Annotated in this window: 26 protein-coding genes, 1 tRNA gene and 1 pseudogene; 14 read left to right on the forward strand and 14 right to left on the reverse strand. The window is 71.6% G+C overall.

What is annotated here, in order from left to right:
• Positions 1-58 precede the first annotated feature (58 nt).
• Positions 59-889 (forward strand): SDR family oxidoreductase, encoded by an 831-nt coding sequence (locus ACWEN0_RS01145; protein WP_451967798.1) that lies wholly within the window; start codon positions 59-61, stop codon positions 887-889.
• Here ACWEN0_RS01145 and ACWEN0_RS01150 read toward each other — a convergent pair.
• Positions 886-1986, reverse strand: coding sequence for an epoxide hydrolase family protein (locus ACWEN0_RS01150; protein WP_451967800.1), 1101 nt, complete (start codon positions 1984-1986; stop codon positions 886-888). The genes ACWEN0_RS01145 and ACWEN0_RS01150 overlap by 4 nt on opposite strands.
• A 151-nt stretch (positions 1987-2137) precedes the next feature.
• Here ACWEN0_RS01150 and ACWEN0_RS01155 point away from each other — a divergent pair.
• Positions 2138-2210 (forward strand) — tRNA-Arg (locus ACWEN0_RS01155).
• Between the two features lie 130 nt (positions 2211-2340).
• Here ACWEN0_RS01155 and ACWEN0_RS01160 read toward each other — a convergent pair.
• Together ACWEN0_RS01160 and ACWEN0_RS01165 are read right to left on the reverse strand one after the other, a co-directional pair.
• Complete coding sequence (locus tag ACWEN0_RS01160) at positions 2341-2925, reverse strand: DinB family protein (RefSeq protein ID WP_451967802.1); 585 nt, start codon at positions 2923-2925, stop codon at positions 2341-2343.
• Positions 2922-3800 (reverse strand): annotated as a pseudogene (locus tag ACWEN0_RS01165) (cupin domain-containing protein). The gene ACWEN0_RS01160 and the pseudogene ACWEN0_RS01165 overlap by 4 nt, the downstream one beginning before the upstream one ends.
• A gap of 74 nt (positions 3801-3874) precedes the next feature.
• Between ACWEN0_RS01165 and ACWEN0_RS01170 the strand changes: the two are divergent.
• Together ACWEN0_RS01170 and ACWEN0_RS01175 are read left to right on the forward strand one after the other, a co-directional pair.
• Entirely contained in the window at positions 3875-4789 is a 915-nt protein-coding gene (locus ACWEN0_RS01170; protein ID WP_451967804.1) for an MBL fold metallo-hydrolase, read from the forward strand.
• Between the two features lie 65 nt (positions 4790-4854).
• Positions 4855-5130 carry a YggT family protein gene (locus ACWEN0_RS01175; protein ID WP_451967806.1) on the forward strand — a complete coding sequence of 92 codons (276 nt, stop codon included), beginning with the start codon at positions 4855-4857 and terminating at the stop codon, positions 5128-5130.
• Here ACWEN0_RS01175 and ACWEN0_RS01180 read toward each other — a convergent pair.
• Positions 5127-5780, reverse strand: a complete 654-nt coding sequence (locus ACWEN0_RS01180) for a TetR/AcrR family transcriptional regulator (protein ID WP_451967808.1) — start codon at positions 5778-5780, stop codon at positions 5127-5129. The genes ACWEN0_RS01175 and ACWEN0_RS01180 overlap by 4 nt on opposite strands.
• Before the next feature lie 129 nt (positions 5781-5909).
• On the opposite strand from ACWEN0_RS01180, the gene ACWEN0_RS01185 reads away from it, so the two are divergent.
• The 3 genes from ACWEN0_RS01185 (at position 5910) to ACWEN0_RS01195 (ending at position 8530) form a co-directional block, all read left to right on the forward strand.
• Positions 5910-7100 carry an FAD-dependent monooxygenase gene (locus ACWEN0_RS01185; protein ID WP_451967810.1) on the forward strand — a complete coding sequence of 397 codons (1191 nt, stop codon included), beginning with the start codon at positions 5910-5912 and terminating at the stop codon, positions 7098-7100.
• Between the two features lie 69 nt (positions 7101-7169).
• Positions 7170-8156, forward strand: coding sequence for an MCE family protein (locus ACWEN0_RS01190; RefSeq protein ID WP_451967812.1), 987 nt, complete (start codon positions 7170-7172; stop codon positions 8154-8156).
• 23 nt (positions 8157-8179) lie between these two features.
• Positions 8180-8530: a YciI family protein gene (locus ACWEN0_RS01195; RefSeq protein WP_451967814.1), complete on the forward strand. Its 351-nt coding sequence runs from the start codon at positions 8180-8182 to the stop codon at positions 8528-8530.
• Between the two features lie 9 nt (positions 8531-8539).
• Here ACWEN0_RS01195 and ACWEN0_RS01200 read toward each other — a convergent pair whose 3' ends face one another.
• Entirely contained in the window at positions 8540-9304 is a 765-nt protein-coding gene (locus ACWEN0_RS01200) for a class I SAM-dependent methyltransferase (RefSeq protein WP_451967816.1), read from the reverse strand.
• Entirely contained in the window at positions 9301-10221 is a 921-nt protein-coding gene (locus ACWEN0_RS01205; RefSeq protein ID WP_451967818.1) for a proteasome assembly chaperone family protein, read from the reverse strand. The genes ACWEN0_RS01200 and ACWEN0_RS01205 overlap by 4 nt, the downstream gene beginning before the upstream one ends.
• A gap of 180 nt (positions 10222-10401) precedes the next feature.
• Between ACWEN0_RS01205 and ACWEN0_RS01210 the strand changes: the two genes are divergently transcribed.
• The 7 genes from ACWEN0_RS01210 to ACWEN0_RS01240 all read left to right on the forward strand — a co-directional run bounded on the left by ACWEN0_RS01210 (position 10402) and on the right by ACWEN0_RS01240 (position 15370).
• The gene (locus tag ACWEN0_RS01210; protein WP_451967820.1) at positions 10402-10914 is read left to right on the forward strand and encodes a PH domain-containing protein; all 513 of its coding nucleotides are present in this window, start codon (positions 10402-10404) and stop codon (positions 10912-10914) included.
• A gap of 68 nt (positions 10915-10982) precedes the next feature.
• On the forward strand, positions 10983-12440 hold the full coding sequence (locus ACWEN0_RS01215) for a PH domain-containing protein (protein ID WP_451969790.1): 1458 nt from the start codon (positions 10983-10985) through the stop codon (positions 12438-12440).
• A gap of 79 nt (positions 12441-12519) precedes the next feature.
• Positions 12520-13215: a family 16 glycoside hydrolase gene (locus tag ACWEN0_RS01220; protein WP_451967822.1), complete on the forward strand. Its 696-nt coding sequence runs from the start codon at positions 12520-12522 to the stop codon at positions 13213-13215.
• A 122-nt stretch (positions 13216-13337) separates the two neighbouring features.
• Positions 13338-14123, forward strand: a complete 786-nt coding sequence (locus tag ACWEN0_RS01225) for an IclR family transcriptional regulator (RefSeq protein ID WP_451969791.1) — start codon at positions 13338-13340, stop codon at positions 14121-14123.
• Positions 14120-14623: a GNAT family N-acetyltransferase gene (locus ACWEN0_RS01230; protein ID WP_451967824.1), complete on the forward strand. Its 504-nt coding sequence runs from the start codon at positions 14120-14122 to the stop codon at positions 14621-14623. The genes ACWEN0_RS01225 and ACWEN0_RS01230 overlap by 4 nt, the downstream gene beginning before the upstream one ends.
• A gap of 133 nt (positions 14624-14756) precedes the next feature.
• A complete protein-coding gene (locus ACWEN0_RS01235) occupies positions 14757-14954 on the forward strand; it encodes a hypothetical protein (RefSeq protein WP_004561810.1) in 198 nt (65 codons plus the stop codon).
• Positions 14954-15370: a VOC family protein gene (locus ACWEN0_RS01240; RefSeq protein ID WP_451969793.1), complete on the forward strand. Its 417-nt coding sequence runs from the start codon at positions 14954-14956 to the stop codon at positions 15368-15370. Before ACWEN0_RS01235 ends, ACWEN0_RS01240 begins: the two co-directional genes overlap by 1 nt.
• Positions 15371-15427: 57 nt before the next feature.
• On the opposite strand, the gene ACWEN0_RS01245 is transcribed toward ACWEN0_RS01240, so the two are convergent.
• The 8 genes from ACWEN0_RS01245 to ACWEN0_RS01280 form a co-directional block, all read right to left on the reverse strand.
• Positions 15428-16696 (reverse strand): aminotransferase family protein, encoded by a 1269-nt coding sequence (locus ACWEN0_RS01245; RefSeq protein WP_451967826.1) that lies wholly within the window; start codon positions 16694-16696, stop codon positions 15428-15430.
• Between the two features lie 124 nt (positions 16697-16820).
• Positions 16821-18017, reverse strand: a complete 1197-nt coding sequence (locus ACWEN0_RS01250; protein ID WP_451967828.1) for a CaiB/BaiF CoA transferase family protein — start codon at positions 18015-18017, stop codon at positions 16821-16823.
• A gap of 15 nt (positions 18018-18032) precedes the next feature.
• On the reverse strand, positions 18033-18719 hold the full coding sequence (locus tag ACWEN0_RS01255; protein WP_451967830.1) for a GntR family transcriptional regulator: 687 nt from the start codon (positions 18717-18719) through the stop codon (positions 18033-18035).
• Between the two features lie 4 nt (positions 18720-18723).
• On the reverse strand, positions 18724-19509 hold the full coding sequence (locus tag ACWEN0_RS01260) for an SDR family NAD(P)-dependent oxidoreductase (RefSeq protein ID WP_451967832.1): 786 nt from the start codon (positions 19507-19509) through the stop codon (positions 18724-18726).
• A gap of 1 nt (position 19510) precedes the next feature.
• Complete coding sequence (locus ACWEN0_RS01265) at positions 19511-21211, reverse strand: hydantoinase B/oxoprolinase family protein (RefSeq protein ID WP_451967834.1); 1701 nt, start codon at positions 21209-21211, stop codon at positions 19511-19513.
• The gene (locus ACWEN0_RS01270; protein ID WP_451967836.1) at positions 21208-23232 is read right to left on the reverse strand and encodes a hydantoinase/oxoprolinase family protein; all 2025 of its coding nucleotides are present in this window, start codon (positions 23230-23232) and stop codon (positions 21208-21210) included. Before ACWEN0_RS01270 ends, ACWEN0_RS01265 begins: the two co-directional genes overlap by 4 nt.
• Positions 23229-24851 (reverse strand): thiamine pyrophosphate-binding protein, encoded by a 1623-nt coding sequence (locus ACWEN0_RS01275; RefSeq protein ID WP_451967838.1) that lies wholly within the window; start codon positions 24849-24851, stop codon positions 23229-23231. Before ACWEN0_RS01275 ends, ACWEN0_RS01270 begins: the two co-directional genes overlap by 4 nt.
• Positions 24852-24894: 43 nt before the next feature.
• Positions 24895-26073 (reverse strand): NAD(P)/FAD-dependent oxidoreductase, encoded by a 1179-nt coding sequence (locus tag ACWEN0_RS01280; protein WP_451967840.1) that lies wholly within the window; start codon positions 26071-26073, stop codon positions 24895-24897.
• Positions 26074-26128: the final 55 nt, after the last annotated feature.

The raw sequence follows: 26128 nt of genomic DNA on the forward strand, positions 1-26128 counted from the left end.
GTGGTTTTAGTTCACTACATTAACCATCATCTCTCTCAACCACATCGAGGTGCTCCCGATGAGCAACGACCGCGTCGCCCTGATCACCGGCACGTCCACCGGGATCGGGCTCGCCCTGGCGGTCCAGGCGGCCCGCGCGGGCTTCCGGACGGTCGCCACCCTGCGCGACCCCGCCCGCGCCGGCCGCCTGCGCGAAGCCGCCGGCGACCTCGAGCTCGACATCCGCCGGCTCGACGTCACCGACGCCGAGTCCGTCCGCACGACGGTGGAGGGCGTCCTCGCCGACTACGGCCGGCTCGACGTGCTGGTCAACAACGCCGGTGCGGGGCACGTCGGCACGATCGAGCAGGAGCCGGTCTCCGCTGTCCGCGCGACCATGGAGGTCAACTTCTTCGGCGTCGTCGAGATGACGAAGGCCGCGATGCCGGCGCTGCGCGCGAGCGGCGGCCGCTTGCTCACGGTGACCAGCATCGGCGGCGCCGTCGGCCAGCCGTTCAACGAGGCCTACTGCGCGGCGAAGTTCGCCGTCGAAGGCATGATGGAATCCCTCGCGCCGGTCGCGGCGGCCCAGGGCGTCAAGGTGTCCGTCATCGAGCCGGGCGCGGTCGCCACCGAGTTCGTCGCCAACATCGGCGTCGGTGAACAGCTCTTCGCCGAAGCCGGCCCCTACGCGGAATCCCTGCAGAAGTACGTCGAGAACGTCTCGAAGTCGTTCGAGGGCGCGCAGACGGCCGACGAGGTCGCCGACGTGATCCTGGACGCGATGACGGCCGACGCGCCCGCGTTCCGCATCCAGACGTCGAAGCAGGCCGAGGCGTTCACGGGCCTCAAGTTCGCCGACAACGACGGTTCGGCCGTGCAGCGCCTGACGACCGGCTGGCTCGCCTAGCGCACCAGCCGGAAGAAGCCGCGGACCTGCTCGACGAACAGCTCCGGCTGCTCCAGCGCGGCGAAGTGGCCGCCGACGGGCAGCTCCTCGAACCACCGCAGGTCGGTGTAGCGCTGCTCGGCCTGCCGCCGCGACGGCCGCACGATCTCCTTGGGGAACACCGAAACCCCGGCCGGGACGTCCACTGTGGACCGGTCGCCGTCGGTGTTCTCCCAGTACATCCGCGCCGACGAGGCCGCGGTCGCGGTGAACCAGTAGACGGAGACGTCGTCGAGGATCTTCTGCCGGTCGACCGCGTCTTCCGGGTTCCCCTTGTGGTCGGTCCAGGCCCAGAACTTCTCGGCGATCCAGGCGGCCTGCCCGGCGGGCGAGTCGGTGAGGCCGTAGCCGAGCGTCTGCGGCCGCGTGCCCTGCTGGCCGGAGTAGCCGCTGCCGGTCCGCCGGAACTCCTCCAGGTCGGCGAGCGCCCGGCGCTCCCCGGGCGTCGGGTCGTCGGAGGTCAACCGCACGGGCGCGAAGTTGACGTGCACCCCGACAGCCCGCCCGAACCGCGCGAGCGAGTTCGTGATGGCGGCACCCCAGTCGCCACCCTGCGCGCCGTAGCGCTCGTAACCGAGCTCCTGCATGAGCAGGTCGAAGAGCTCCGCGACCCGCGGGATCTTCAGCGCGGGCTTGTCACTCCACCCGAACCCGGGCAGCGACGGAGCGACGACGTGGAAAGCGTCGGCCGGATCCCCGCCGTACTTCGCGGGATCGGTCAGCGGCCCGACGACATCGAGGAACTCCACCACGGACCCGGGCCACCCGTGCGTGAGGACGAGCGGCAACGCCCCCGCCTCCGGCGACCGGACGTGCATGAAGTGCAGCCCGACCCCGTCGACCTCGGCCCGGAACTGCGGAAAGGCGTTCAGCCGCGCGGCGAACCCGAAGTCGTACTCCTCACCCCAGTCCCGGCACAGCTCCCGCACGTACTCCAGCGGCACCCCCTGCGACCAGTCCCCGACGGTCTCGGCCTCCGGCCACCGAGTCCGCCGAAGCCGCTCCCGCAGGTCGGCGACATCGGCCTCGTCGAGAGGCACCAAGAACGGCTTGACCATCTCGGACTCCTTCAGGTGGGCTTCCCACGCTAGCGACTCCCGCTCGAATCGATCAACAAACACCGCTCTGACCAGCGGAACCTTGCGTGGACCCACCTGCCCGCGAAGGTCCGGATTGATGCGCTAAGCTTTGGTGGTCGCCCAGCGATGGGCCCTTGTAGCTCAGGGGATAGAGCACTGCCCTCCGGAGGCAGGTGTCGCAGGTTCGAATCCTGCCAAGGGCACCCGAGACGCCCGAGGTGTGTTCGTGGAGTGCACGAACCTTGCCTCGGGTGCTTTGTTTTTGGGGGCCGAGCCCCCAAGCCCCCGCCGGGGGCGCGCCCCCGGACCCCCAGCGTGTGGTCGGGTTGGGTGTTATGGCTCGCCTTGCCAGCGCCAGCCTGACTGGCTTGGGCGGTTCGGGAGTTCTCTGCGGTCCATTGCCCACAGCAGGGCCGTCCACGGGTCCAGGTCCGAGACGTCGCCCAAGTGCGGGAAGAGGCGGGCCAGTGTTCGGGTGCAGATTTCTGGTGGGGGGTTGAGCTTCACGCCCAGGCCTCGCGCCATGTCTTCGCCGTGGACCAACACCTCTGCGCAGCCCATTGCCGCGAAGCCGGCCGGGTCCGAGGTGCCTGTCGGGTGGTAGGCGCGGGACTCGGCTGGGGACGAGCGGACCACTGCTGCCAGGATTGCCGCCGCTGTCCGGGCGAACTGCAGGGCGTCCGCCGGGGAGGTGTCCTTTTCCAGTGTGGCCAGGAAAGGCACGAAACCGCTGGGGCGCCCGGAAGCCAGCTGGGCCGCGTACGACAGCAGGCAGTCGCCGATGTGCTCGGCCGTCTGCCAGGCGGTCAGGTCGCCCGTGCCCGGTGCCGACGTCCAGTCTTCGGAAGTGGCTGGGTTCAGGGCTTCGGCCAGGCATGCCGCTGCTGCGTCGAGGTCGTCTGCCGGCACCTGCGTCATGATCGTGAGCCTAGCCGGTAGGTCCCCGGCGCGACGCCGAACTGGCGCTTGAACGCGTGGGAGAACGCGAAAGGTGAGCCGTAGCCGATCTTCGCCGCGATCGACGGCAGGGGCAGGTCCGTGTCCTGCAGGAGCCGCGCCGCCGTCGTCAGGCGCCACCACGTCACGTACGCCATCGGCGGACGGCCCGTCGATGTCGTGAACCGGCGGGCGAGGGTCGCGCGCGACAGGCCCACCCGGGCGGCCAGATCTTCCGTGCGCCACGGTGCTTCCGGGTTCGCGTGCACCGCCTCCAGCGCCGCCGCGATCGGCGGGTCGCGCAACGCCTGGGGCCAGCCCGCGGCCGGGTTCTCCGTCAGCCACGCCCGGATCAGGTAGACCAGCAGCAGGTCCAGCAGGCCCGTCAACGCCGTCGCCGAGCCCGGGCGGTGCGCCGTCACCTCGCCGCCCAGCAGGTCGATCGCCGCGCGGAGCTCCGGGAACGCACCGACGCGTGCCGGGATGTGGACGACCTCCGGGAGACTCTCCAGCAGCGGATGACGACGGGCGTGGGCCAGGCGGTACTTGCCGCACAGGAACTCCGTCGCGCCGTCCGGGTCGGCCACCGCCGCTTCGAACGGCACCGCGCCCGACGCGTCCGGCCGGGACGAAAGCGTGTGCGTCCCGCCGTGCGGGACCAGGACCACGTCGCCCGGGCCCAGCCGCACCGGCTCGCCGCCGTCCGGGACCAGCCAGCCGGTTCCGCGCAGCAGCACGTGGAAGCCCGCGCCCTCGTACGGCGCGAAGCGGTAGCATTACTCGGCGCCCGCACGCAGCCGGTTCGACGTCGGCTGCCCGATCCGCACCGCCGCGATCGCGTCGCTCAGCAAGTCCACACTCAAGACGATCGCGCATCAGAACGAGCATTACAAGCATTGAGACGCTCAGACGTGAGCGTCACAGTGAATGTATGCACATCGGTGACGTCGAAGTCGTGAAGGTGCTCGAGTGGCAGGGCGAGATCGCCCCGGCGCGGACCATCGTCCCGAGCCCGCCCGAGCTGTGGCAGGACAACGCGGACTGGCTCGCGCCCGACCACTGGAACCCCGGCACCGGCGGCTACCGCGGCGCGGTCCAGACCTGGGTGCTGCGCAGCGAAGGCAAGACGATCCTCGTCGACACCGGCGTCGGCAACGACCGCGACCGCCCCCAGATCCCGCTCTTCGACCACCTGGCCACGCGCTTCCTCGCCCGCCTCGCCGACGCCGGCGTCCGCCCCGAAGACGTCGACGTCGTCGTCAACACCCACATCCACCACGACCACGTCGGCTGGAACACCGAACTGCGCGACGGCGACTGGGTCCCCACCTTCCCCAACGCCACCTACCTGATCCCGCGCGCCGACCAGACCTACTTCGACCCGCGCAACGCCCACCGCCGCCCCGCGCCGCGCACCGAACACGACCAGCTGCGCCGTGAAGGCAGCCTGCTGGTCTACGCCGACAGCGTCGCGCCGGTGCTCGGCAAAGCCGTTCTGTGGGAGGAAAACCACCGCATCGACGGCAACCTCACGCTCGAAGCCGCCCCCGGCCACACCCCGGGCTCGTCGATCGTCCGGCTGGCTTCGGGCGGCGACCGCGCCGTGTTCGTCGGCGACCTGCTGCACAGCCCGGTCCAGATCCTCGAACCCCGGCACAGCAGCTGCTTCTGCGAAGACGAGACGCAGGCCGCGATCACCCGGCGGCGCGTGCTGGCACGCGCCGCGGACGACCACGAGCTCGTCGTGCCCGCCCACTTCGCCGGGCCCGGCGCCGCCGAAGTCGAGCGCGACGGCAGCCGGTTCGCCATCCGGCGTTGGGCGGGCGATTCTGTTGAAAGCCTGTGAATCGGACAGATCTGGCACTCCCCGCGGCTCCCCCGCGTTCACCGGGTAGGGAGAACGGAGGAACCATGGGTGCGCTGTGGACGTTGCTCGGCTTCGCGCTGAGCCTGTACCTGCTGGTGCTGATCGCGCGGATGGTGCTGGACTGGGTCGGCATGCTGGCCGACAGCCCGCCGTGGGCGCGGCGGGCCCGCAGCCTGGCCTACTCCGCCACCGAGCCGGTCATCGGGCCGGTCCGGCGGGTGGTGCGGCCGGTGCGGATCGGCGGGATCTCGCTCGACCTCGCCTTCACGCTCGTGTTCATCGGGGTGGTCGTGCTGCGCGGGATCGTCTTCGCGCTCTAAAGGGTGCCGCGGAAGCCCGCGGACAGCCGGTCGATGCCGCTCTCCAGTTCGGCGCGCAGACCGCGCAGGTCGACGCCGTCGGGGTCGATGAGCGCCTGCATCGAGATCCCGCGCAGCTGAGCCAGCAGCGCCGAGGCGTACGAATCCGCGTCGCGGACGCCGGTGATCGTGCCGTCCGCGACGCCGCTGGCCACGGTCTGGGCGATGGCGAACCGGAACCGGCGGTCGGCCTCGGTCAGCGCGCCGCGCAGGGCCGAGTACTCCGCCGCGCCGTCGCCCCAGAGCGCCAGGAACGCCTGGTTGAGCGTCGGCATCGTGCGGACCAGCTCGAAGATGATGTCCAATAGCGCGCGCAGCATGTCCATCGGCGTCGCGGTGGCCGCGCCGGTCCGCGCCGCGACGGCCTCGCTGTAGGCGACGGTGAACTCCTCCACGGCGTACTCGACGAGCCGTTTCCCCAGGCCGTCCTTGTCGCCGAAGTGCTGGTAGATCACGGACCTCGCGTACCCGGACCGGGCGCAGACCGCTCCGAGCTTCAGCCGGCCGAACCCCTCGTCGGCGATGACGTGCGCGGCGGCGATCAGGATGCGCGCTTCGACCGCGGCATCATCGCCGTCCTGCGGGATCCGGCCTGCGGCGGACTGGTCCACCGCGCCATGCTAGCCACTCGAACCGGGCCCCACCGGCCGAGCGGCGATTCGCGGCCGTCAGCGAACCGTGCGAGAACCGTCAGCGGCGGCGCGCAGTCTCGGAGGCACACCGACCGAGAGGAACCTCCGATGACCGCCAAGACCGTGCTCGTGTCCGGGGCCGGCATCGCCGGCCCGTCCGCGGCGTACTGGCTGCACCGCCACGGCTACCGCGTGACCCTCGTCGAGACCGCGCCCGCGCTGCGGCCCGGCGGCCAGGCCGTCGACTTCCGCGGCGAGCAGGTGAAGCTGCTGCGCGCGATGGGGGTCTTCGACGACATCCGCCGCCACGAAACCGCGATGGGCAACCAGACCGTGCTCGGCCTCGACGCGCGGCCGGCGCTGACCGTGCCGGGGGCCGCCTGGAGCGGCGAGGTCGAGATCCTGCGCGGCGACCTCGCGCGGATCCTGTACGACCACACCAGGGACGCCACCGAATACGTCTTCGGCGACCGCGTCACGAGCCTCACCGAGGTCGCCGACGGGGTCGAGGTCACCTTCCGGCGCGGCACGCCGCGGAAGTTCGACCTCGTCGTGGGAGCCGACGGCGTGCACTCCGGCGTCCGGGCGGCCGCGTTCGGGCCCGAGACGGACTTCCGCCACGACCTCGGCTTCGGCATCGCCGGGTTCACCGCGCCCAACCACCTCGGCCTGGACCACACGAGCGTGATGTACAACGAACCGGGTCGCGGCCTGACCGTGGGCAGCCACCGGCTGCCGGACCGGCTGCACGTCAGCCTGGTCTTCGCGGCCGACGGCGTCGAAGTCCGCCACCGCACCCCGGAAGAACAGCGCGCGCTGGTTTCGCAGCTGTTCGCGGACACCGGCTGGGAGACGCCGAAGCTGCTCGAAGCCCTGCCGCACGCGACCGACCTGTACGTCGACTCGATCAGCCAGATCCACCTGGACCGCTGGTCGAAGGGCCGCGTCGTGCTGCTCGGCGACGCCGCCTGGTGCGCCGGGCCCGGCGGATCCGGCACCGGGCTCGCCATGATGGGCGCCCAGGTGCTGGCCGGCGAGCTCACGGCGGCCGGCGGCGACCACGTGAAGGCGTTCGCGAAGTACGAAGAACGGCTGCGCAAGCCGGCCACGGTCGGCCAGAAGAACGGCAAGGGCTCGGGCAACTTCCTCGCGCCGCGCACGGTCGCGAAGATCCGCAGCCGCAACCGCGCCTACAAGATGATCAGCACGCGGCTGTTCGGCCGGGTGTTCACCTGGATGACCGACCGGGCGGCCAACGCGCTCGAATATCGCGAGTACCCGGCGCTGACCTCGGCGTGACGCTACGATCTTCGTCTCATCGGGGGACTCGGCTGGCGGCCGGACGTGAGGTGCGTCACTCTTGACGCCATGTCAATACGCCGGGCCGCCGACGCCCCGGTCAGGACGGCCCTCGCCGGACTGGCCGTGCTGGCCCTGGGCGTGTTCGCCGCCCTGAACGCGCGCTCGCTCCCCATCATCGGCGACGGCACGACCTACTCCGCCGAATTCAGCGAGGCGGCCGGGATCTTCGAAGGCAACGACGTCCGCGTCGCCGGCGTCGAGGTGGGGCGTGTCTCGGACGTCGAGCTGCGCGGTGACCACGTGCTCATTTCCTTCCGCGTCAAGGGCGCGTGGCTCGGCGACGCGACGGGCGCGGCGATCCGGCTGAAGACCGTGCTCGGCCAGAAGTACCTCGCGCTCGACCCGCAGGGCGAGGGGACGCTCGACCCGGGGACGCCGATTCCGCGTTCACGCACCAGCGTTCCCTACGACGTCCTCGCGGCGTTCGGGAAACTTTCGTCCACTGTGGACACCATCGACACGGCTCAGCTGGCGAAGAGCTTCGACACGCTGTCGGCGACGCTGGCGAACACGCCGCAGAGCGTCCGGGCCGCGCTCAGCGGGCTGTCCCGGCTTTCGGACACCCTCGCCACGCGCGACAACCAGCTCGCCACCCTGCTTGGCAACACGCGGGTCGTCTCCCGGACGCTCGTCGACCGCGACGCCGCCGTGCAGCAGCTCCTGAACGACGGCAACGAACTGCTCTCCGAGGTCAGCAACCGGGAGCAGGCGATCAGCACACTGCTCGACGGCTCGCGGCAGCTCGGCGCCGAACTGTCCGGGCTGATCGACGACAACCAGGCGCAGGTCGGCCCGCTGCTCACCCAGCTCGACCAGCTGATGTCGATGCTGCAACGCAACCAGGACGCGCTCGCCGCCGGCATCAAGGGGTTCGCGCCGCTGGTCCGGCTCGCCACGAACCTCGCCGGGAACGGCCGGTTCATCGACGGCTACCTCTGCGGGCTGCTGCTGCCGTCGATCGGCCCGCTCAACGAGGAAGGCTGCCACGGCTGAACCGCGCGTGGCATGCTGGCGCCGTGCGATACCTGCTCCTGCTGTGCGGGGACGAGGCCGCGGGCGCGGCGGCCGGCCCGGAGATGGCGCGCCGCTGTCACGAGTGGGCGGCCGAAGCCGAGCGGCGCGGCGTCCGGCAGGCCGGCACCGGGCTGCGCCCGCCCGCCGAGGCGAAGACGGTGCGGGTGCGCGACGGCGCGGTGCTGCTGACCGACGGCCCGTTCGCCGAGACCAAGGAGCAGATCGGCGGCTACAACGTCCTCGAGTGCGCGGACCGCGCGACGGCCGTCGAGGTCGCCTCGCGCCACCCGTGGGCCGAGGTCGGCACGCTCGAGTTGCGGGAAATCCCCGAAGGGCCGCCTACGGCTCCGTGAGCTTCACCGTCACCTGGTCGTTGACGCCGGACTCCAGCGCCGTCCCGCCACGATGAGCCGGAACCCCGCGTCCCACTCCGGGAGGTCCAGCAGGTCCGCGTGCTCCGCTTGCCACCGGCCGGACTCCAGGTCCGCCCGCAGCCGCGCCATGCCGCGCGCGACGGCGTCGGGCGCGGTCTGCGCGAGCGCCGAGCACGACTGCCGCACGGCCGGGTCGAGGTAGGCCTCCGGGCGTCGCCAGTAGGCCGGGAAGACGCCGTCCGTGAAGTCCCACGGCACGGGTAGCTCCACCACCGAGGACGCGCCAAGGTGAGCCGCGATCTCCGGCGCCGACGGGCGCGACTCCTCGAGGGCCGCCACTTCCGGCACGTACTCCCGCACGAGCCAGAAGTCGTTGTGCCGCGCGGTGTCGTAGGCCAGGACGACCTGGCGGCGCGAGACCCGGCGCAGCTCGTCGAGGCCGCGGCGCCAGTCGGGCCAGTGGTGCACGGTCAGCACCGCCAGCGCCGCGTCGAACGCCCCCGCGGCGAACGGCAGCGCCTCCGCGACCGCGCGCACGACCGGCGCCGCTCCGGGACCGCGCTGCCGGATCATCTCCGCCGACGGCTCCACGGCGACGACCCGGCGCGCGGGCGGCTCGTAGGACCCCGTCCCGGACCCGACGTCGACGACCGAGCCGGCGGTGCCCAGCGCGTCGAGCACCGGCGCGAGCCACCGTGGGTCGGTCCGCCGCCCCCGCGCGTAGCCGACGCCGATCTCGTCGTAGCGGGTCATCCCCGCTCGGTGCCGTCGCCGCCGTTCTGCTCGGCCAGGAACCGCTCGAACTGCGAGCCCAGCTCCTCCGCGGTCGGCATGTGCTCGACCGATTCCGCCAGCAGCGAACCCCGCTCCGAGGCCTCGACGAACGTGTCGTACTGGCGCTCCAGCGCGCGGACGACGTCGGCGACCTCGTCGGACTCCGCGACCTGGCGGTTGATCTCCGCGTCGGCGAGGTCCGCCGCCTCGCGCAGCTCGCCCTCGGCCAGGTTCAGCCCGGTCGAGCGGCTCAGCGCGTCGAGCACGATCAGGGACGCGGCCGGGTACGTCGACTGCGCCAGGTAGTGCGGCACGTGCGCGGCGAACCCGAGGGCGTCGAAGCCCCACTCGCCGAGCCGGTACTCCAGCAGCGCGGCCAGGCTGCCCGGCACCTGCAGCCGGTTCGGCAGCGGCTGGTGCTCGCCGACGAGGTCCTTGCGCGTCGCGTGCGCGGTGACGCCGAGCGGGCGGGTGTGCGGGGCGCCCATCGGGATGCCGTGGAAGCCGGCGGTCAGCCGGACGCCCCAGCGTTCGACGAGGTTGCGCACGGCGGCGCAGAACCGCTCCCAGTCGTGGTCCGGCTCCGGGCCCGACAGCAGCAGGAACGGCGTCCCGTCGGCGTCGTGCAGCAGGTGGACGACCAGCTCGGGCGCGTCGTAGTCCTCCCAGTGGTCCACCGCGTAGGTCATCGTCGGCCGCCGCGAGCGGTAGTCGATGAGGCGGTCGACGTCGAAGCGGGCGATCACCCGGTGCTCACCGCCGAGGAGGTGTTCGGCCAGCAGACGGCCCGCCGAGCCGGCGTCCATGAACCCTTCGAAGTGGTGCAGCAGCACCGCCCCGGTCAGGTCGGGGACGTCCGAGTCCACCTCGTACAGGTCGTCGGGATCGAATCCCACCGGATCCTCCTGCTTGCTCCTGGCTGACGCGTCAATCCGTCAAGCACAACACACTCGTCCGGGGAATCCATTCCGCCGACGGTGTCGCCGATCGTAACGGCACGCGATCGAGTCCGGACGGGATCGGCATCGTGACACATGTCGTGGGCGCGCAAGGCGCCGATCGGGCACGCTTGACCCGTGAGCGAACACACCACGAACACGACCGCCCTGCGCCTGCGGCCGCCCGCGCACCGGGTCAGCCGCCGGGCCATCGGCTACTGGACGGCGACCGCGGCGATCCTCTGGGTCCTGCTGATCGGCCTGCAGACGGTGATCGTGGTGACCAGCGACGACGCGCCGTCGTTCCTCACCGTGACGCTGGTGGTCTCCTGCGTGCTCGGCCCGCTGCACCTGGTCGTGATGCCGCAGTGGCGCTACCGCGTGCACCGCTGGGAGGTCACCGGCGAGGCCGTCTACACGCAGGCGGGCTGGCTGAAGCAGCAGTGGCGGATCGCGCCGGTGTCGCGGATCCAGACCGTCGACATCGAACGCGACCCGGTGGAGCAGCTGTTCGGTCTGGCGAAGATCACCGTGACGACGGCGTCCGCGGCGGGCCCGCTGCGCATCTCGGGCCTGGCGCACGACCGCGCGCTCGCGCTGGCCGACGAGCTCACGAAGACGACCCAGGCCGTGCGGGGAGACGAGACGTGAGCACCGAAACCGTCACGTTGCCCGCCGAGGGGACGCAGGACGCGCCCTGGCACCGCCTCGACCGGCGCATGCTGCTCATCCGGCCGGTCCTCGACCTGGTCCGGTCGCTGCCGGTGCTGCTGGGCGCGCTGCTGGTCGGCCACGGCGAGCCGTGGCAGTGGATCGGCCTGGTCTTCACCGCGATCGCCATCTGCACCGGCGTCTCGCACGTGCTGACCTCGCGCTACCGGATCACCGAATCGCAGGTCGAGTGGCACACCGGGCTGCTGCTGCGCAAGCAGCGCGCCATCCCCCGCGACCGGATCCGCACGGTCGACGTCACCTCGGAGCCGAAGCACCGGCTGTTCTCGCTGGCGGCGGCGCGGATCGGCACCGGGCGGCACTCGCACGGCAAGGGGCCGGGCAAGGACGAGCTCGTCCTCGACGCCGTGACGATCGCGGAAGCGCAGCGGCTGCGGACGCTGCTCCTGCACCGCAAGGCCGTGGCGACGGAGGAAGCCGCACCGCCGCCCGAGCAGCTCGTCGCGGCCGTCGACAAGAGGTGGCTGCGGTACGCGCCGTTCACGCTTTCGGGCATCGCGGTGGTCGGTGCCGTGCTCGGCACCGTCTACCACTTCGCGCACGAGCTGCACTTCGACCCGGTGCAGTTCTCCCTCGTCCAGGCGGTCGTCGGGCACTTCGCCGAGACGCCGACGTGGCTGAGCCTGGTGCTCGCCGCCGCCGCGCTGCTGGTGCTCGTCTCGCTGCTTTCGGTCGGCGGGTACGTGCTGTCGTTCTGGAACTTCCGGCTCACCCGCGAGCCCGCCGGCACGCTGCACATCCGGCGCGGACTGATCACCACGCGCTCGGTGTCGATCGAGGAGGACCGCCTGCGGGGCGTGGAAATCCGCGAGCCGCTGCCGTTGCGGCTCGCGGGCGGCGCGCGCTGCGTCGCCATCGCCGGCGGCCTGCGCGAGGGCAAGAGCGCGGACAAGGGCGGCGGCCTGCTGCTGCCGCCAGCACCGCTGAAGCGCGCGCACGAAGTCGTCGCGGAGGTGCTCGGCGAGGACCCGGTGGCGACGCCGCTGACGCGCCACCCGCGTCGCGCGCTCTACCGGCGGATCTCCCGCGCGGTCGCCGGCGTGCTGCTGCTCGCCGCGACGCTGTACGCCCTGGCGTGGCTCGCCGGCTGGCCGGACTGGCCGTGGCAGGTCGCGCTCGTGCTGCTGCCGGTCGCCGCGCTCGTCGGCTGGGACCGCTACCACGGCCTGGGCCACGCGCTCACCGGCCGCTACCTGGTGACGCGCTCGGGTTCCCTCGACCGCGCCACCGCGGCGGTCCGCTGCGACGGGATGACCGGCGTCGTCGTCGAGCGATCGTACTTCCAGCGCCGCGCCGGCCTGGTCACGGTGATCGCCCCGGTCGCCGCGGGCAAGGGGCACTACCGGGTGCTGGACGTCGGGGAGTCCGACGGGCTCGCCCTGGCCGACCAGGCCGTGCCCGGCCTGCTGACGCCGTTCCTGACCGGTCAGCGGGACCGCGGTTGACGCCTCACCGGCGCTGCTCGTAGCGTGAAATCCGCCGTCCGAAACGCACCTCCCATCGCGTTCACGAGAGGACGGCAGGATGTTCCGGAAGCTCCTTGGCGTGCTGGCCGCGGGGATCGTCGTGGCTTCGGGGTTCGCCCCGGCCGCGCAGGCGGCGGACAACCCGTACGGCGACCCGAACCTGGTCCCGATGTTCGACGGCACCGACCTGACCGCTTGGACGTCGTCCAAACCCGGCCTCTGGTCGGCGAAGGACGGCGTCATCCACGGGAATGGCACCGCCCGCGGCTGGTTGTACTACAACAAACAGCAGGTCGGCACGTTTCGGTGGATATTCAATGTGCGCCAGGTGAAGGGCAACCACAAACCGACCGTGCTGATCTGGGGCACCACCGACCCGATCCGCGACGCGCTGAGCGCCATCCAGTTCCAGCCGCCGAACGGCGGCCACTGGGACTACCGGCCGGGGCACAACGACGGCGGCGGGAAACTGTTCCAGCAGCTGTCCCACCCCGCCATCGACATCAAGAAGTGGGCGCAGTGCGAGCTGATCGGGGACCTGGCCACCGGCGTCGCGCGGATGGCGTGCTGCCCGCTGACCGGGACGGCCGTGACCTGCAAGGGCGTCGAGGTCCTGCGGTTCACCGACAAGACGGCCGGCCGCGTCGGCCCGCTCGCGCTGCAGGTGCACAACTCCGGCATCCAGGACGAGTACCGCAATCTCTACGTCGAGTCACCCGTGGTGACGAAACCGGGCGAGTTCCTCACGCTCTGAGCCGCGGCTATTCCCGAATGGTGGGGTCGTCGACACAATACTGGCCTTCGTTTAACACAACGTGCTAATTTATTCACCCCGTGTGATAGCGAAGGTCGTTTTTGTCTCACCGAGAGGTCATGATGACGCCTGCCGTCAGTGCCGTCGACGGTTCCGCCACCACCGCACCGCGCCGGACCCCCGGTGCCAGCAGTTCCCGCAAGGTCCTCCAGCTGCTGCTCGCGTTTTCGGAGCGGCGCTGGGAGGCCAGCGTGGCCGAGCTCGCCGCGACGATCGGCACCCCGGTCGCGACGACCTACCGGTACGTGGCGCTGCTCAAGGAGCTGCAGCTGCTCGAGGAGGGCCGGGCGGGGCACTACCACCTCACCAGCCAGGTGATGCCGCTCGCCCGGGCCGCGCAGCTGGCGAACGACCTCGTGCGGCTGGCGAAGCCGGCCATGGAGGAGGCCGCGCGGGAGCTCGGCGAGACGGTGATGCTGTTCCAGCAGTTCGGCGACGCCGCCGTGTGCGCCGACCGCGTCGAGTGCGACCGCGCCATGCGGTTCACCTTCGAGCCGGGGCATTCGCTGCCGCTCGGCGTCGGCGCGTCCGGCAAGATGCTGCTCGCGCTGCTGCCCGAGATCGAGCGGGACCGGCGGCTGGCGCCCGTCGTCGAGCAGCGCGGCACCTTCGTGCGCGACGAGCTCAAGCACGCGCTGGAGAACCGGTACGCGGTCAGCTCCGGCGAAATCGACGAGGGCGTCTGGGCGTGTTCGGTGCCGGTACCCGCGTACGGGCGGCGGCCGACCGTGCTGACGATGGCCGGCCCGGCGGCGCGGATCACCGAGGGCGCCCGCGACACCGCGATCACGGCGCTGCAGGGCTACGCGACCCGGATCGAGCGGACGATCTCGTCCTATTCGTTGTGATCCGGCTCGCGCGTCCCGACGACCTGCCCGCGCTGATCGACGTCGAGCGCGAGGCCGGCCACCTCTTCCGCGCCCTCGGCATGACCGCGATCGCCGACGACGACCCGGGGTCGGTCGCGGAACTGGCGGTGTACCAGTCCGACGGCCGCGCGTGGGTGAGCGCCGACGACGGCGACCGGCCGGTGGCGTACCTCGTCGCGGAGGTCGTCGACGGGTGCGCGCACATCGAGCAGGTTTCGGTCCGCCCGAGCCACGGGCGGCGCGGGCTGGGCAGCGCGCTGATCGAGACGCTCGCCGCGTGGGCGGGCGCCCGGGGGCTGCCGGCCCTGACGCTGACGACGTTCGCCGAGGTGCCGTGGAACGCGCCCTACTACGAGCGGCTGCGGTTCCGGGTCCTGGCGGACGGCGAAATCGGCGACGGCCTGCGGGCGATCCGCCGCGCGGAAACGGCCCGCGGCCTGGACGCCTGGCCGCGCGTCGCGATGATCCGACCGCTCTGACCTGCGCTTTCCCGTTTTCCTCCCCTGGGCGGGGGATCCACTGGCGCGACGGGTCGAACATGTGTTCTACTGTGCTCGCCGGCTCCGGAGGGGGAAGCTCCGCGGGCCGGCCCACAGACTTCGGGAGGTTGTCATGGCGGTCAAGATCACCCACCTGACGAACGGCCAGCAGGTGCGTTTCGCCAACGCCGACGGCGCCCGCCGGTACGCGGAGATCATGGGCGGCGGCGTGGACAAGTGGCGCTTCACGGTCGTCCCCGAGGACCCGATGCTCCGGAAAATGTCGGACTCGGTCGTTAACGTGCCCGTATGGCGCATGACTTCCAGGTAGTGATCGACACGACCGACCCGCACGTGCTCGCCGACTGGTGGGCGGAAACGCTCGAGTGGGCGGTCGAACCGACCGACGCGGACTTCATCCGCGAGATGATCGCGAAGGGGTACGCGAAGGAGGAGGAAACCCGGACCTACAAGGGGGAACTGGTGTGGAGAACCGGGGCGGGCATCCGCCATCCGGACTCGCCACCGGAGGGCCCGCCCCGGCGGATCCTCTTCCAGGAGGTACCGGAACCGAAGACCGTCAAGAACCGCGTCCACATCGACGTGTGGGTGGGCGCGGACAACGTCGAGGCGACGCTGGAGAAGCTGCAGGCTCGCGGAGCGAAGTTCCTGTGGCGCGGGCGCCAGGGGCCGCACAGCTGGGTGACGATGGCGGATCCGGAGGGCAACGAGTTCTGCATCTCCTGAGCCGCGGTGGCCGGCTCTTTCCTGCCGTCGGAGGACAGGAAAGAGCCGTTCACCGCGTCAGCGCTGCGCCGCCAGCCTGTCCAGGGCCTTGGGCAGCGCGGCGGCCAGCAGGTCCAGCTCCGCTTCCGCGGCGATCAGCGGCGGCGACACGGCGACACCCCGGCCGAGGTTCCGCACGATCACGCCCTCGTCCCGGCAGGCGCGCTGCAGCTTCACCGGCGCGCCCGGGTCGGCGTCCATGACCTCCGCCGTCAGCTCGACCGCGGCGAGGAAGCCCAGCCCCGCGCGGACTTCCGCGACGAGCGGGTGCCCGACGACTCCGGAAACCGCGTCGGCCAACGGCTTTTCCAGTTCACGACCGCGCGGGATCAGGCCGTCGCGCTCGTAGATGTCGAGCGTCGCCAGGCCGGCCGCGCACGCCACGGGGTGACCCGAGTACGTCGCGCCGTGCCGGAAGATCGGGGCACCGGGCGCGCCGGTGAAGAACGGCTCCGCGACGCGCGGGGCCACGATCAGCGCGCCCAGCGGGATGGTGCCACCGGTGATGCCCTTGGCCGTCGTGATCAGGTCCGGCTGGACGGCCCAGCGGTCGACGCCGAACCACGTGCCGAGCCGGCCCCAGGCCGCGATCACGCAGTCGGCGACGAACAGCACGTCGTGCCGGCGGCAGATCGCCGCGACCTCCTCGATGTACCCGTCCGGCGGCAGCAGCACCCCGCCCGCGCCGATCACCGGCTCGCAGAAGAAGGCGGCGACCCGGTCCGCCCCGACCCGGCTGATTTCGGCTTCGAGCGCCGCGGCGCTGTCGAACGGCACGTGCGAAAAGTCCGGCGGCTGCGGCCCGAAGCCGACGGCGTTGACCGGGATCCCGCCGACGGCCGTGCCGAAGCCGTGCGTGCCGTGGTAGCCCTGCGCCCGCCCGATGACGTGCACCTTCTCGGGCCGCCCGGTGTGCGCGAAGTAGGCGCGCGCGAGCTTGACGGCGGTGTCGATGACGTCCCCGCCGCCCGAGCCGAAGAAGACCTTCGACCCCGGCGTCGGCGCCAGCCCGGCAACCCGGTCGGCCAGCTCGATCGCAGGCTCGTTCGCGTTGTAGCCGAAGGTGTTGTAGGTGTCGAGCGTCCGCAGCTGCTTGGTGACGGCTTCGGTGATCTCGGGCCGCCCGTGCCCGAAGTTGGCGTACCAGAGCGACGCGGTGGCATCGAAGTACCGCCGCCCCGCGTCATCCCAGACGTAGGAGCCCTCACCACGGGTGATGACCATCCGGTCGCCGTCGACGGCCCCCATGTCGGCGAAGGGGTGCCAAAGGGCGTGCTGTGCTGACATCGGTCCTCCTCAGTCCCGCCCCCATCCTTACCAGGGCGAAGCACCCCGCGCGAACACTCCATCGTGCACAGTTCACAACGCGGCGCTGTCCGGAACGGCACGGCAACCCGCCGCCGGCTGAACGTCAGTCCAGGAACTCCGCGATCTCCGCCGCCGTATACCCCAGCTCCGCCAGCACCTCCGAGGTGTGCTGCCCCAGCGTGGGCGGGGCCGACGTCGGGCGCGCCGGGGTCGCCGAGGCCTTCACCGGGAAGCCCGTCCCCAGGTACGTGCCCACCGTCGGGTGCGGGAGGCGGACCACCTGGTCGCGCGCGGCCGTCCACGGGTCCGCGTACACGTCGTCGATGTCGTTGATCGGGGCTGCCGGGATGCCCGCCGCGTCGAAGGACTTCAGCCAGTCCGCCGCCGTCCGGGTGAGCAGGACCGGCTCCAGCAGCGCGTTCAGCGCGTCGCGGTTGGCCGCGCGCGAAGCGTTCGAAGAGAAGCGAGGGTCCGAAGCGACGTCCAGCTGCAGCACGCCGCAGAACGCGTGCCACAGCTTTTCGCTGCCCACCGCGATGATCAGCCAGCCGTCCGAGACGTGGTACGCCTGGTACGGGACGATGCTCGGGTGCGCCGAGCCCATCCGGCGCGGGCGGGGCGTGTCGTAGAAGTGCGCGCCGGCGGCGTACACGTGCCAGGCCAGCTGACTGTCCAAAAGGGACACATCGAGGTACTGCCCGCGACCGGTGGTGTGCCGTGCCTGCAACGCCATCAGCACCGCGATGATCGCCCACGTGCCCGCGTTGAGGTCCGCCACCGGCAGCCCGACCTTCGCCGGCGCGCCGTCGGGCTCACCGGTCAGCGACATCACGCCGCCGAGGGCCTGCGCGACCAGGTCGTAGCCCGCGCGGTCGCGGTACGGCCCGGTCTGCCCGAACCCGGTGATCGACACGTGGATCAGCCGCGGGTTCAGCTCCGACAGCACCTGGTACCCCAGTCCCCACTTCTCCAGCGTCCCCGGCCGGAAGTTCTCGACGAGCACGTCGGCGTCCGCCACCAGCCGCCGGAGGGCTTCCCGTCCGCGGTCGCTCTTCAAGTCGAGCACGATGCCGCGTTTGTTCCGGTTCGCCGCGAGGTAGTACACGGCTTCGTCGCTCTCGCCGACGAACGGCGGTCCCCAGCCGCGGGTGTCGTCGCCGTGCCCCGGCGGCTCCACCTTCACCACGTCGGCGCCCATCTCGCCGAGGTACTGCGTGCAATACGGCCCGGCGAGGATGCGGGACAGGTCGACGACCTTGATCCCGTCCAGCGGGCGGAACCCGGCGTGGTCAGCGGGCATCGATGGCTCCTTCGGTCACCGGTCTTCGACGCTCAGTTCCAGCAGCCGGGCTTCGGCGTCGCGGAGGTAGCGGTCCAGCGAAGCCTCCGCGACGTCGAACCGGCCGCGGCGCAGGTCCTCCAGGATCTGCTCGTGGCACTCCAGGAACGGCTCGTAGAACTCCCTCGTGTTTTCGTTCAGCACGAAGAACAACCGCGTCTCGGCGAGCACCTGCCGCATCGTCGACGAAATGCGCTCGCTCCCCGCCAGGTCGGCCAGTGCCTGGTGGAAGTGGATGCTCGCGGTCCCGACCGCGGGCCAGTCCTCGTCCCGCGCCGCCGCGCGGCCGTCGCCCAGGGCCCGCTCGACCATCGTGAGGTCCACAGTGGACAGTTCGGCCGCCCGCCGCAGCGCACCGCATTCGGTGGCCCGGCGGACGACGTACAGGTCTTCGATGTCCTCGGCGGTCAGCTCGCGCACGAACACCCCGCGGTTCAGCTCGTGCACCGCGAGCCGCTCGTGGGCCAGCAGCTGGAACGACTCGCGCAGCGTGTTGCGCGAGACACCGAGCGCCGCGCTGATCACCGGCTCGGACAGCCGCTCACCGGGGGCGAACACGCCGTCGGTGATGTACTGGCGCAGGATCGCGGCCACCCGCTCGGCCGTCCCGCTGCGCTCCAGCTGGTGCCGTTCGCTCGAAAGCCCCGAAGCGTCGACGGACAAGGCGCTACCTGACGCCGAGTTCGAAATCGAGGCTGTAGCGGTTGCCCGGCATCGCCCCCGCGGCCTTCGCGCCGTCGACCGGCAGCACGACGCCGTTGACGAACCGCGACTCGTCGCTCGCCAGGAACACCACCGCCTTCGCGACCTCCCACGCCTCGCCGACGCGGGCGGCGGGCGTGCTCGCGACGAGCTGGTGCTGCTTGGTCTCGAACTCCTCCGGCGAGTTCAGCGTGCTGCGCAGCATGTCGGTGTCGATCGCGCCGGGGCTCACCGTGTTGGCGCGGATGCCCTGGTGCGCGTGCGCCACGGCGATCGACTTCGTGAGCCCGACCAGCGCGTGCTTGGTGGCGTTGTACACCGGGTCGCCGGGGCGGCCCATCACGCCGCCGTTCGACGACGTCGTGACGATGCTGCCGGCCCTGCGCTCGATCATGTGCGGCAGCACGGCGCGGGTGCCGAGGAAGGCGGCCCGCACGTTGAGCGCGAAGATGTTGTCGAACTCGGCCAGCGTCGTCTCGGCGAGCGGCTTCCCGAGGTGGATGCCGACGTTGTTGAACAGCACGTCGATCCGGCCCGTCTCGGCGATGACACCGTCCACAAAGGCGCCGACCGCGGCTTCGTCCGTGGCGTCCACTATGGAGTGCCGGCAGCCGTCGACCGGTTCGGCGGGCTCGCGGATGTCGGAAGCGAACACCGTCGCGCCCTCGGCGACGAACTCCTTCACCGTGGCGAGACCGATGCCCCGCGCGCCGCCGAAGACGACCGCCACCTTGCCGGCCAACCGACCCATGTCACTTCCCCGCTCTCAGTCGTGCTGTCTGTTCTTCGTCCACGGCGTAGTCCCAGGGCAGCCGGACGAGCGCGTCCGCGTCCCCGAGGTACCGCACCGCGACGCCGTACACCTCGCGCGCCGCCTCGATCGAGACGTAGCCCTCGACGACGTCGGCGAGCACCGCCGCCACCGGACGCTCGTGCGGCGGCCCGTAACCGCCACCGCCGGGCAGCGTGACGTCCACAACGGACTCCGCGGCCAGGGTAACCCGGCTCTTCACCGGAAGCGCGCTTCCGCCACGCAGGCCGAACCGTCCGGGTGCCCCGGGGTTTCCTCCATCCACACCGGACGCCGCGGCGCGCACGCGGTCGACGTTCCCGTTGACGCTCCAGGAATCCCCGGTCCGTGCCCCCATCGTGGTCACCTGTCCGAGGCCGCCACGCCACCGGCCCGCGCCGCCGGAGTCCACTCGCAACTCTCGCGAATGCTGAACGAGCGGGGCCATGGTCTCGATGACCTCAGTCGGTGTCGACCGCAGTCCACTCGGGAACCCCGTGGTGGTCAAGCCGTCCTTGCCGGCCCGCGCACCCATGCCACCGGTCTGGAACACGTTGAGCATGAACCCGGGCCCGCGCCAGATGGTCATCCACAGCGCGTCGGCGCTCGGCGCGATCGCCGCGCCCGGCAGCGCGCCGATCAGCAGCGACGGCAGGAAGTGCCCGATCAGGTGCCGTGACGCGACCGGCGACGGCGGCCGGCAGTTCAGCACCGAGCCTTCGGGCGCGGTGACGTGCACCGGCCGGAACGAACCCGCGTTGTGCGGTACCTCCGGCGAGATCGCGGCCTTGACCGCGAACGACGCGTACGCCCGCGTGTAGTTCAGCACGACGTTGATCCCGCGGCGGCTCTGCGGCGACGAACCCGCGAAGTCGAGGTGGATCGAGTCACCGTCCACAGTGGCCGTCACGCGCAGCACGACGTCTTCGTCGTCGAAGCCGTCGGTGGCGATTTCGTTGGTGTAGAAGCCGTCCGGGAGCTCGCGCAACGCGTCGCGCAGCGCCTTCTCGGACCGGTTCATGATCTCGGCGGCGACGTCGTCGAGCGAGTCCAGGCCGAACTCGTCCAGCAGCCGCAGCAGGCTCGCCGCGCCGACCTCGTTGCCGGTGACCTGTGCGTACAGGTCGCCAATGGTCTCCTCCGGCGTCCGCACGTTGGCGCGGATCAGCCGTTCCAGATCGGCGTCGACCTCGCCCGCGCGGAGGAACTTCATGATCGGCAGGCGAAGGCCTTCTTCGAAGACCTCGTGGGCCTCGGCCGACACGAGCCGGCCGCCGATGTCCGGCGCGTGGCAGCACGACGCGAACCACGCGACCAGCCGGCCGTTCCGGAACACCGGCGTCGCCACCGTGATGTCGTTGATCTGCCCGGCGGTCTGCCACGGGTCGTTGGTCAGCAGCACGTCGCCGGGCTCGAGGGTCTCCGGCGGGTACGCGGCGGCGAAGTGGTGCATGCCGGTGGCCATCGCGTTGATGTGCCCGGGCGTGCCGCCGACGGACTGGCCGATCATCTCGCCGCGCGAGTCGAACACCGCGCAGGCGAGGTCGAGCGACTCCCGCACGACGGCCGAGAAGGCCGTGTTGACCAGTGCGTTCTGCTGCTCGGCGAGGATCGAGTGCAGCCGGTTGCCGAACAGCCCGACGACGATGGGGTCGACGCTCACGCCGTCACCTCCAGCGCCGCGTCGTCCCGGACGACGCAGTGCGCGCCCGGCGGGACGACCACAGTGGACTCGCGTTCCTCCACGATGGCCGGTCCGTCGATCCGCGCGCCCGCTTCGAGCCGGTACCGGTCGAACACCGCCGTATCGACAAATCCCCCTGTCGACGGGAAGTAGGCCTTGCGCGTGCCCTTCCGCGCGTCACCGCCGGTGACCTGCGAGTTCAGCCGCAGCGTGACCTCCGGCGCCGGGCCGCTCGAGACGACCCGCCAGTTCAGCACCTCGACGCCGACCTCGGGCCCGGTACGCCGGTAGAGCGTCCGGTAGGTGCGGGTGAACTCGTCGATCAGGGTCTCGGGCCAGCGGCCTCCGTGCACCGGGACGCGGATCTCGTAACCCTGCCCGGCGTAGCGCATTTCGGCGATCCGGCGGTGGGTCACATCGTCCACTCCGGACTTCGCGAGCAGTGCCGCGCCTTCCGCTTCCATCTCGGCGAACAGCGCGTCGACCTGCTCCCACGCCAGTTCGTGCACGGCCGCGCGTGCCGACCGGACGAAGTCGAACGCCAGCGGCGCGGTCAGGAACCCGGCGGCGCTGAGCACCCCCGCGGCGGGCGGCGCGACGACCGACGGCGCCCCCAGCGCCCGCGCGACGCCGACGCCGTGCACCGGGCCCGCGCCGCCGAACGTGTACATCGGCAGCTTCGCCGGATCCTGCCCCCGCTCGACGGCGTGCACGCGCGCGGCGTTCGCCATGTCTTCGTTGACGCTCGTGTGGATGCCCCACGCGGCTTCCTCGACGCTCAGCCCGAGCGGATCGGCGATCTTTTCGCGGAGTACCGCTCTCGCGGCGTCGGCGTCCAGATCCATGCCGCCGCCGAGGAAGTAGCCCGGGTCGAGGTAACCCAGCACGAGGTCGGCGTCGGTGACCGTGGGTTCGGTGCCACCGCGGCCGTAGCAGACCGGACCGGGCTCGGACCCGGCCGAGTCCGGTCCGACGGTCAGCAGGCCCAGCGCGTCGATGCGGGCGATCGAGCCGCCGCCGACGCCGATCTCGATCATGTCGGTGACCGGCACCTGCACCGGCAGCCCGGAACCGGGCAGCAGCCGGTACTTGCGGTCCACCTCGAACTGGTGCGTCACGAGGGGCGCGCCGCCGGCGATCAGGCACAGCTTCGCCGTCGTGCCACCCATGTCGAAGGCCAGCAGGTCGGCCGGTCCGATCGCGGCCGCCGCGAGGGCACCGCCCGCGGGGCCGGACTCCAGGATCCGGATCGGGTGCCGGGCCGCGGTGTCCACAGTGGCCAGACCGCCGTTGGACAGCATGATGTGCGGCGCGCCGGTGATGCCGAGCCGTCTCAGGCGGTGTTCGAGGTCGCGCAGGTAGCGCTCGGTGAGGTCCTGGACGTAGACGTTCGCGACCGTCGTTGACGCGCGTTCGAACTCGCGGATCTCCGGGACGACCTCGGACGACAACGCCACTCTGAGCGACGGCGCCACCTCGGCCAGGATCCCGGCGACGCGCCGCTCGTGCGCCGGGTTCGTGAACGAGTGCAGGAAGCAGACCGCGACCGCCTCGATCCCGCGTGCCGCGAGCTCCCGCCCCAGCCGGGCGACGTACGCCTCGTCGAGTCCGATGTGGACCGATCCGTCGGCGAGGATCCGTTCCGGGACGTCGAACCTCAGGTGCCGCGGCACGAGCGGCGCGGGCAGCTCGAGGTTCAGGTCGTACAGCTCGTAGCGGTGCTCGCGGCGCATCTCGAGGACGTCCCGGAACCCGGCGGTCGCGAGGAGCGCGGTGCGGGAGCCCTTGCGTTCGATGAGCGCGTTCGTGACCAGCGTCGTCCCGTGCACCACCTGCCCGACGTCGTGGCCGGCTTCGGCCAGCAGCGCGGCCAGGCCTTCCTCGACCGCCCGCGCGGGCTCGTCGTGCGTGGTCAGCACCTTGCCGACGGCGACGATCCCGGTGTCGTCCACCGCGCAGAGATCGGTGAACGTGCCACCGATGTCGACGCCGATCCTCATTTCCGGTACCACCGCGGCGAAGTGTTCAGCGGCGGCTTCAACCGCGCGCGCACGACCAGGACGTTCGGCTCGTCCGACTCGACGAACTCGCCGAGCAGCCGGCGGAACGCCCGCCCGAACCCGGACACGCGGTCGGCGTGCACCCCGAACGACCGGGCCAGGCCGACGAAGTCCGGGCTGTCCCAGTCGACCCCGCGGTGCGGCAGGCCCTCGCGGTCCTGGTCGTAGCGCAGCATGCCGTAGCCGCCGTCGTCGACGAGGACGACCGTGACCGGCAGCTGCTCCTGCGCGAGCGTCGCCAGATCGCCGCAGCCGTAGAGGAATCCGCCGTCGCCGGTGATGCAGATGGCCCGTCCGGTGCCCGCGGCGGCGGCGCCGAGCGACGCCGGGAAGCCGTAGCCGAGCGTGCCCCAGCCCATCGGGTAGGCGAGCTTGCGCGGCGCCCGCACGCGGTGGAAGCCGCCGACCCAGTAGCCGGCGACGCACATGTCCGACACCAGCACGGCGTCGCGCGGCAGCACCTCGTCCAAAGTGGACAGGAAGTCGAGCGCCTGCGGTTCCTCCTCGCGGATCCGCTGGCGCACCTTGCGGCCGATGGCGGCCAGGCGCGTCGCCGTGTCGTGCAGGCCCGGCCGTTCCTTGGGCAGCAGCCGCTCGACGATCGCCCGCGCGTCGCCGACCAGCGTCAGGTCGGGCCGGTAGTTCTTCGCGGCGTCTTCGGCGTCGACGTTGACCGCGATCAGCGTCGGCGGCTTCGGCATGGCCCAGTTCTGCGTCATCAGGCCGTCGAAGTCCGTGCCGACCGCGAGGACGACGTCGGCCTCGTCCCACAGCTCCCCGACTTCCGGGGCGTGCACCGGGTTCGGCGCCAGGCAGGGGTGGTCGAGCGGGAGCAGGCCGCGCGCCGCGAACGTGGTGAGCACCGGCGCGGCCAGCTTGTCCGCGAGCACGCCGATCGCCTCGCCCGCGCCCGACCGCAGCGCGCCACCGCCGGCCCAGATCAGCGGGTGCTTCGCGTCGGACAGCAGCGCCTCGGCCCGCGCGAGGTCGGGGACGTCGCCGTCGGGCTTGCGGTGCGGTGCGGGCGGGCGCCGGTGCGGGACGGTCTCACGCAGGTAGTCGGTGGGCACGCCGAGGTAGACCGGGCCGCTCTGCGGCTCCAGCGCGAGCCGCGCCGCGCGGTGCACCGTGGTGCCGATCTGGTCGGCGGCCCGCACGGTGAAGACGCCCTTGGTCACCGGCGCGAACATCGCCTGCTGGTCGGACGTCTCGTGCAGCACGCCGCGAACGACGCCGGGACGCCGCAGCTTCGAGGGGATGTCGGTGGCGACGACGAGCACCGGAGCCGCGGACGCCATGGCCTCGCCGACCGCGCCGAGGGTGTTCGCGGCACCCGGACCGGTGGTGACCAGGGCGACGCCGAGCTTCCCGGTGGCGCGCGCGTAGCCGTCGGCGGCGTACCCGGCGGTCTGCTCGTGCCTGACCCCGACGACCTTGATGCGGGTCTGGGCGAGCGCCTCCCACAACGGCAGGTTGTGCACCCCCGGGAGGCCGAAGACGATCTCCACGCCGAGCGCTTCCAGCGCGTCCACCAGCTCCCGAGCACCACTCACAGCCACGGCGCGGATACTGCCAGATCGTTGAACGATCTGGCAATCGGCCCTAGACGATGTTGTGCTCGGCCGGTGCGGTACCGGCGCTGTCGAACCGGCGGACGTCCAGGTCCGCGATGTCCACGGCCGTCGGACGGCCCAGGTAGAGGTCCCGGATCAGCTCCCCGGTGACCGGGCCCATCTGGAACCCGTGGCCCGAGAAGCCGGTCGCGTAGAAGAACCGCGACAACAGGACGCTTTCCCCGATGATCTGGTTGCGGTCCGGCGTCACTTCGTACAAGCCGGCCCAGGCCGTCCGGATCCCGGCGTCGAGCACGGCCGGGATCCGGCGCCCGGCCAGCTCGGCCAGCCGCGGCAGCCAGTCCCCGGCTTCGTAGTGGGTGCCGAAGCCCGGGAAGCCGTCGTCCTCGCAGAAGGACATCGCGAGCCCCGCGCCCTCGCGGTGGAAGTAGAACGCGGACGGCATCTCGATGGTCAGCGGCACCCGCTCGGGCAGCCCGGGCACCGGCCCGGTGAACACGACCTGCCGCCGGAACGGCCGCACGGGCAGGTCCAGCCCGGCGAGTTCGCCGAGCTGCCCCGACCACGCGCCCGCCGCGCACACGACGGCGCCCGTCCGGACGAACCCCGCCGTCGTGTTAACGCCGGTTAATGTATCGCCGTCGCGTTCGATGCCGGTGACCTCGACACCGGTACGCAGCTTCGCGCTGCACGCGCGGGCCGCCTTCGCGTAGCCCTGGACGACCGCGTCCGGCGTCGCCTTCGCGTCGTCCGGCGACCACAGCGCGGCGACCACGCCGTCGGTCTCCAGCAACGGGACGATCTCGCGGGCTTCCGCCGGATCGAGCAGGTGACTGCGGACGCCGTACTCGCGCTGCAGCTCCGCGCAATGTCCGATTGCGGACACGTCGGCCGGGTCGGTCAGCAGGTAGAGGTAGCCGTCACGGCGGAAGTCGATCTCGACGCCGAAGTCGCGTGAAAAAGCGCTGTACGCGGCGAGCCCGCGCAGGCCCAGTTCGACGTTGACGCGGCTGGTGAACGACGACCGGACGCCGCCCGCGGCCTTCGCCGTCGAGCCCCCGCCCAGCCCGCCGCGTTCCAGCAGCAGGACGTCGACCCCGGCCTCGGCGAGCCGGAAAGCGCAGCTCACGCCGATCACCCCGCCGCCGACCACGACGCACTCGGCCATCTGTGGCAGGGACGTTTCCCCCGGGCCCCGGAAGGTCATACTCGCCAATGTAGAACGTGATCCACCCACGGCCGCCGAGCGCGTAGAGTCGGCG

This window comes from Amycolatopsis sp. NPDC004378, assembly GCF_053602455.1.